Origin of the sequence: Phenylobacterium sp. (assembly GCF_035944335.1) — a bacterium.
In the GTDB taxonomy this organism is placed as follows: domain Bacteria; phylum Pseudomonadota; class Alphaproteobacteria; order Caulobacterales; family Caulobacteraceae; genus Phenylobacterium.
On record NZ_DASZBG010000067.1, the window covers coordinates 1 to 6,771 of the forward strand.

The 6,771-nt window shown below is 68.8% G+C and carries 7 protein-coding genes; all 7 read left to right on the forward strand.

Features of this window, described 5'->3' with window-relative positions:
- Positions 1-36: 36 nt before the first annotated feature.
- The gene (locus VGT80_RS11415) at positions 37-2,136 is read left to right on the forward strand and encodes a M13 family metallopeptidase (protein WP_414693906.1); all 2,100 of its coding nucleotides are present in this window, start codon (positions 37-39) and stop codon (positions 2,134-2,136) included.
- A gap of 22 nt (positions 2,137-2,158) precedes the next feature.
- Entirely contained in the window at positions 2,159-3,052 is an 894-nt protein-coding gene (locus tag VGT80_RS11420; protein ID WP_327455878.1) for a hypothetical protein, read from the forward strand.
- A 66-nt stretch (positions 3,053-3,118) separates the two neighbouring features.
- Entirely contained in the window at positions 3,119-3,811 is a 693-nt protein-coding gene (locus tag VGT80_RS11425; protein WP_327455880.1) for a DUF1223 domain-containing protein, read from the forward strand.
- Positions 3,812-3,862: 51 nt separating this feature from the next.
- Complete coding sequence (locus tag VGT80_RS11430) at positions 3,863-4,132, forward strand: hypothetical protein (RefSeq protein WP_327455882.1); 270 nt, start codon at positions 3,863-3,865, stop codon at positions 4,130-4,132.
- Positions 4,133-4,233: 101 nt separating this feature from the next.
- Complete coding sequence (locus VGT80_RS11435) at positions 4,234-4,770, forward strand: sigma-70 family RNA polymerase sigma factor (RefSeq protein ID WP_327455884.1); 537 nt, start codon at positions 4,234-4,236, stop codon at positions 4,768-4,770.
- Complete coding sequence (locus VGT80_RS11440; RefSeq protein WP_327455886.1) at positions 4,757-5,398, forward strand: DUF1109 domain-containing protein; 642 nt, start codon at positions 4,757-4,759, stop codon at positions 5,396-5,398. The genes VGT80_RS11435 and VGT80_RS11440 overlap by 14 nt, the downstream gene beginning before the upstream one ends.
- 167 nt (positions 5,399-5,565) lie before the next feature.
- Positions 5,566-6,771: sulfatase-like hydrolase/transferase (locus VGT80_RS11445; RefSeq protein WP_327455888.1), on the forward strand; the 1,206-nt coding region annotated here is incomplete at its 3' end.

Here is a 6,771-nt window from a genome sequence, read left to right on the forward strand (position 1 = left end):
GGAAACGTGAGGGATTGGGGCGTAATGAGGCCGATTTTGAGAAACCATTTGCTTTCGGCCGCGGCGATCGCGGCCCTGACGCTGGCCGCCGGCCACGGACTGGCCGAGGCCAAGAAGCCCGCCGCCAAGCCGGCCGCCGCGAAGGCCGCCGCCAAATCAGCCGAAGCGGCGCCGTCGCTGGCCATGCCGCACTACGGGACCTGGGGCTTCGACGCGACGGGCATGGACCCGATCGTCAAGCCCGGCGACGACTTCTACCGCTACGCCAACGGCAAATGGGACGACCGCACCGAGATCCCGTCGGACCGGGTGCGCTACGGCAATTTCGACAAGCTGGCCGAACTCTCCGAGAACCGCGTGCACGCGATCCTGGAGGAGGCCGCCGCGGGCAAGCTGAAGGACAAGGACGCCGCCAAGATCGGGGCGGCCTACGCCTCGTTCATGAACGAAGGCCTGGCCGAAAAGCTGGACGCCAAGCCGATCGCCCCGGAGCTGGAGCAGATCCGCGCGGTCGCCGACCGCGACCAGTTCACCGCCCTGATGGGCCGGGGGACCAGCACCGGCTTCCACACCATCCTGCCGATCGGCATCTCGATCGACCAGAAGAGCCCCCATCGCTACGCGGTCTATGCGGCGACCGGCGGCCTGGGGCTGCCCGACCGCGACTACTATCTGCAGGCCTCGTTCGCGGCGAAGAAGACCGCCTACCTCGCCTATGTGCAGCAGATCCTGACCATGATCGGCTGGGAGCATCCGGCCGAGAGCGCCCAGGCGATCGTCGACTATGAGACCAAGCTCGCCGAGGCCAGCTGGACCCGCGCCGAGCGGCGCGACCGGGACAAGACCTACAATCCCATGACGCTGGCCGAGCTGCAGGCGGCGACGCCCGGCTTCGACTGGAAGCGCTACCTGGTCGGCGCCGAGCTGCCCGCCGTCGACCGCTTCGTGGTCACCACCAACACGGCCTTCCCGAAGTTCGCCAAGACCTATGCCGACACGCCGCTGGAGACCCTGAAGGCCTGGCAGGCCTTCCACGTGGCCGACAGCGCCGCCCCGCTGCTCTCCAAGCGCTTCGTCGACGCCAGCTTCGAGTTCCACAACAAGACCTTGTCGGGCCAGCCCGAACAGCGCCCGCGCTGGAAGCGGGCGGTGGCGTTCAGCAACAGCGCGGTCGGCGAGTCCATCGGCCGGGTCTATGTGGCGCGCTACTTCCCGCCCGAGAGCAAGGCCAAGATGGACGCCCTGGTGAAGGACATCCAGATCGCGCTGCGGGCCCGCATCGAGAAGCTGCCGTGGATGAGCGCCGACACCAAGGGCCGGGCGCTGGAGAAGCTCTCCAAATTCACCGTCAAGATCGGCTATCCGGTGACGTGGCGGGATTACGCGCCGCTGACGCTGAAGGCCGACGACCTCTACGGCAACTCGCTGCGCTCCGGCGCCTATGAATGGCATCGCGATCTCGCCCGGCTGAACGGGCCGGTGGACAAGACCGAGTGGGGCATGACCCCGCAGACGGTGAACGCCTACTACAACTCGGTGAACAACGAGATCGTGTTCCCGGCCGCGATCCTGCAGCCGCCGTTCTTCGATCCCAAGGCCGATCCGGCGATCAACTTCGGCGGCATCGGCGGGGTGATCGGCCACGAGACCAGCCACGGCTTCGACGACCAGGGCCGCAAGTCCGACGGCGACGGGGTGCTGCGCGACTGGTGGACGGCCGAGGACGCGGCGAAGTTCAACGTCCAGGCCAAGCGGCTGGGCGACCAGTACTCGATGTTCGAGCCGGTGCCGGGCAGCCACGTCAACGGCCAGCTGACCATGGGCGAGAACATCGGCGACATGGGCGGCCTGTCGCTGGCGCTCGACGCCTATCACGCCTCGCTGAACGGCAAGCCCGCGCCGGTGATCGGCGGCTTCACCGGCGACCAGCGGGTGTTCCTCGGCTGGGCGCAGGTGTGGCGCGAGAAGGCCCGTCCCGACTATTCGCGGCAGCTGGTGGTGATCGACCCCCACTCCCCGGCCAAGTTCCGGGTGGACGGCACGATCCGCAACATCGACGGCTGGTACTCCGCCTTCGACGTGAAGCCGGGCGACAAGCTCTATGTCGCCCCGGCCGACCGCGTGAAGATCTGGTGATGGCAACTTGAGCTGAAGGGTCGTGAAGGTCGTGTACCTTCTGGGAGCGGGAGCGAGCTACGGCTCGCTCTCCGCCTCCCCCTCCGTGCCACCGCTTGGCATTCAGCTCTTCGACAAACTGGTCGAATTCTCGTCGGCATGGGCCCGATTGCCGGCCGATGTGCAGAGCGAGTTTAAGAGGGCGGATCGTCCCTTCGAGCCTGGCTTCGAACTTCTTCGCAGGACTAACGACAGCCTGCTCCCATCCTTGCTTCGCGCGATGGGCCTCTACTTCCTTCAATTCAAGCCGCAAATGGGAAGCGCCTACATCAGGTTTGTCGATCGATTGAAGTCCGACTCCCACCAGAAGATCGTAGCAACGCTGAACTACGATCTGCTTCTCGATCGGGTATTGGCGTCGAAGCAGAACGGTTACGTCGGCTACGGGTCGTCCGTTCCACGAGGTCAAATCCCGCTATTGAAGCTGCACGGCGCACCCAACCTCGTCCACACAGCGCCGATATCGTCGACCGGGGGTACCTTCAGTCAGTATGTCAAATTGGTAGATGGCCCCGCCCGATTCATCCGTCCTGACGAGGCAGAGAGAAGATTGGCAAGTGACGATCTACCTCCCGCGATGGCGCTATACGCCAAAGGCAAGGAGGTACTCGTTTGCGACGAAGCGGTCGCTCAGATGCAGCGCGAATTCTCCGACGCATTGAAAGCCGCGGACGTCGCCGTAGTGATCGGCACAGCATACGTCGCGGACGACCTGCACGTTTGGGATCCACTGATCTCGACCGATGGCCGCCTCTTGATTGTCGACCCCTCTGCTGACGGATTCGAGCCGGTGGTGGCTGCCCGATGTGGGAAGGATACTCGTTTGAAACGAATGGGTTTTGCGGAATTTGTTTCGCAAGGTTCGTTGGTGACCTGACGGCCGGAGTCACGAAAACGATCGCGGCGGCGTAACCTTCCGGCCAAGCTGAGCGAAATGAGGGGCATGACGTGGAAGCGCGCCGTGCCCCTTTTGCTGAGCCTGACCCTGACCGCGCCCGCGCGGGCCGCCGATGCGGCGCACCCGGTGGTCGTGGAGCTGTTCCAGAGCCAGGGCTGCTCGTCCTGCCCGCCGGCCAACGCCAACCTGCTGGGCGTGGTCGACCGGCCGGAGGTGCTGGCCCTGTCGTTCGGCGTCACCTACTGGGACGAGCTCGGCTGGAAGGACACCTTCGCCAGCCCCAAGTTCACCGCCCGCCAGTGGGACTACGCGCACGGCCTGGGCCACAGCCAGGTGTTCACCCCGCAGGTGGTGGTCAACGGCCGCCAGGACGGCGTGGGCGCGGACAGCCGCGAATTCCAGGGCCTGATCGCGCGGGGCGAGCGGGCCCCGCGCGGCCCCGACCTGTCGATCGGCTCCGGCCAGGTGGCCATCGGCGCGGGCGCGACGGCCCAGGCCGCCGACGTCTGGCTGGTGCGCTACGACCCGCGCCTGGTGCAGGTGCCGATCAAGCGCGGCGAGAACGGCGGCAAGACCCTGCCGCATCGCAATGTGGTCAGAGAGCTGACGCGGCTGGGCGCCTGGCGCGGGGCGGCGACCCGCTTCGCCCTGCCGCCCGCCGCCGACCCGGCGCTGAAGACCGCCATCCTCATCCAACTGCCCAGGGGCGGGGCCATCCTGGCGGCCGCCAGGGGGTGACCCCCGCGGTGGACAACAACGGCCTCACACATCGAGAAAAGGACCACGAGAATGAACAGCAAGCTGCTGGCCGCTTCGGCCGCCCTCCTCCTGCTGGCCGCCGGCGCCGCCCAGGCGGCCGATACGATGGCCAAGCCCGCCGACGCCATGGCTGCGAAGCCCATGGGTTCCGCCAAGATGGCCGCCGATCACATGGCCAAGGCCAAGCACAAGGCCAAGATGGCCAAGGGCGCCATGGACAAGGGCGCCATGGACAAGGGCGCTATGGCCAAGGGCGCCATGGCCCAGGAGTCCATGGCCAAGGACGGGGCCGCCCACTAACCTTCACCACATGCACGACGCGCCGCCGGGGTTTCCAGGGCGGCCCGGCCGCGCCGACGGGCTTTCCGGAGTCGGGGACGTCGCATGACGCGACCCGCCCCGTGAGCCTCGAGGCGCGGCTCAGGTCGCTGATGGTGCGGGGACTGGACGGCGACGGCGCCGCCCAGACCGAGCTGCTGCGCGCCCTGGGCGGCTACCTGCGGGCCTATTTCGGCCGGCGCATCGGCGCCGCCGCCGAGGTCGAGGACCTGGTGCAGGACACCCTGATCGCCGTACACTTCAAGCGCCACACCTACGACCCCGGCCGGCCGTTCCTGAACTGGGCCTATTCGGTGGCGCGCTACAAGCTGATGGACCATTTCCGCCGCCGCGGCGCGCGGCCGGAAGCCCCGATCGAGAGCGCCGAGGCGCTGTTCGCCGTCGACGACATCGCCGCGCGCGACGCCAGCCAGGATCTCGCCAGGCTGCTGGCCGCCCTGCCGGCCCGGCAGCGGAGCCTGCTGCTGGACGTGAAGATCACCGGCCTTTCGGTGCAGGAGGCCGCCGCCAAGGTCGGCATGAGCGAGGGCGCCGGCAAGGTCAGCATCCACCGGGCCATGAAGGCCATGTCGCGGAGGGTCGGCCGTGTCGACGGATGACCTGATCGCCCGGCTGGGCGCCTCCACGACCGCGCGACGGCCGCCGCGGGTGGGCCTGTTGCTGGCCGTGGCCGCCGCGGTGGGCGTGCTGGCGGCTTTGGCCCTGGCGATGGCCATCTGGGGGCCGCGCCACGACCTGGGCCACGCGGTCGGCTCCATGCGCTTCTGGATGAAGGCCGGCTATGCCCTGGCCCTGGCGGCCGCCGGGCTGATCGCCCTGGAGCGGCTGGGGCGGCCGGGCGAGCGCGCGCCGATCGGCATGACGCTGGCGGGCCTGGCGATCCTGGCGGTGCTGGGGCTGGCGGCGCACGAGCTGATGATCCTGCCGCGCGGCGCCTGGATGCCGGTCCTGAAGGGCCACAGCTGGCAGGTCTGCTCGCTGAACATCGCCGCGCTGTCGCTGCCGGGATTCCTGGCCGCGCTGTGGGCGCTGCGCCAGATGGCGCCGACCCGGCCGAGGCTGGCCGGCGCCGCGGCCGGGCTGATGGCCGGCGGCCTGGGCGCCGCGGCCTATGGCATGGCCTGCAACGAGACCGCCGTCAGCTTCCTGGCCAGCTGGTACAGCCTGGGCATGCTGGCCTGGGCCGCGGTCGGCGCCCTTATCGGACCGCGCCTGCTGCGCTGGTGACACTTACAATCTAAGAACGTCATGGCCGGGCTTGTCCCGGCCACCCAGACACCGACGGACCGGGTGGGGTCGCGGTGGCGCTGCTGTGAGCGCCTTGACCGCCAGCGTTTCTGGGTGGCCGGGACAAGCCCGGTCATGACGGTAGAAATAGAAAAACGGGGGAAGCGATGGACCGTCGCAATCTGCTGAAGGCCGGGGCGGCCGCCGCGGCCCTGCCCAGCCTGACGAAAGCCGCACCCGCCCGGCGGCCGCCGAACTTCATCGTCATCCTCTGCGACGACCTGGGCTTTGGCGACATCGCGCCCTATGGCGGGATCATCCCGACGCCGGCGCTGGCCCGCATGGCCCGCGAGGGGCTGACAGCCACGTCCTACTATGCGCCGGCCAACCTCTGCACGCCGTCGCGGGCGGGCCTGCTCACCGGACGCTATCCGGTGCGCACCGGGCTGGGCTTCGAGGTGATCTTCGCCGACGACGACCGCAAGCTGCCGCACAGCGAGCGGACCATCGCCGACGTCCTGAAGCCGGCGGGCTATACATCGGGCCTGTTCGGCAAGTGGCACCTGGGCCACCAGGGGCCGGACTGGCTGCCGACCACCTACGGCTTCGACGCCTACTACGGCATCCCCTACAGCCACGACATGGCGCCGCTCAGCACCTGGGCTTCGGACGCGGCGCATCCCAAGGGGATCTCGGGCCCGGTGGACTATCCGGCCCTGCAGCAGCAGTTCTACGACCATGCGACGGCCTTCATGGACGAGGCCAAGGACCGGCCGTTCTTCGTCGAGCTGGCGTTCAGCGCGCCGCACCTGCCGGAGCATCCGGAGGCGAAGTTCAAGGGCGCCAGCCAGCAGGGCCCCTACGGCGACGTGGTGCGCGAGCTGGACGCCCTGGTCGGGCGGCTGATGGAAAAGCTCAGGGCCATGCAGCTCGAGCGGGACACCTATGTCGTCTTCACCTCCGACAACGGGCCGTGGTTCGAGGGCTCGGCGGGAGCCTTGCGCGGCCGCAAGGGCGGCGGGGCCGACGACGGGGGCTACCGCGTGCCGTTCATGGTCTGGGCGCCGGGACGGGTGAGGCCGGGGCGGCGGACCGACGCGATCCTGTCCGGCGTCGACATCCTGCCGACGCTCTGCGCGCTGGCGGGCGTGGCGCCGCCGGCCGGCGTCGAGCTCGACGGGGTCGACCAGTCGCGGGTGTGGCTGGCCGGCGCCCCCTCGGCGCGGGACGAGATCATCCTCTTCAACAACGAGGAGGTGATCGGCGTGCGCACCCAGCGCTGGAAATACGTCGCCGCCTCCTACTACCGCGCCCTGACGCTGAACTTCGAGCAGATCGGGAGCTATTTGCAGCTCTATGACGAGACGGCGCCG

Coding starts and splice junctions, on each gene's coding strand:
- VGT80_RS11425 (WP_327455880.1), top strand. CDS start 3,119: ATGACGTGGAAGCGCGCCGTGCCCCTTTTGCTGAGCCTGACCCTGACC.
- VGT80_RS11430 (WP_327455882.1), top strand. CDS start 3,863: ATGAACAGCAAGCTGCTGGCCGCTTCGGCCGCCCTCCTCCTGCTGGCC.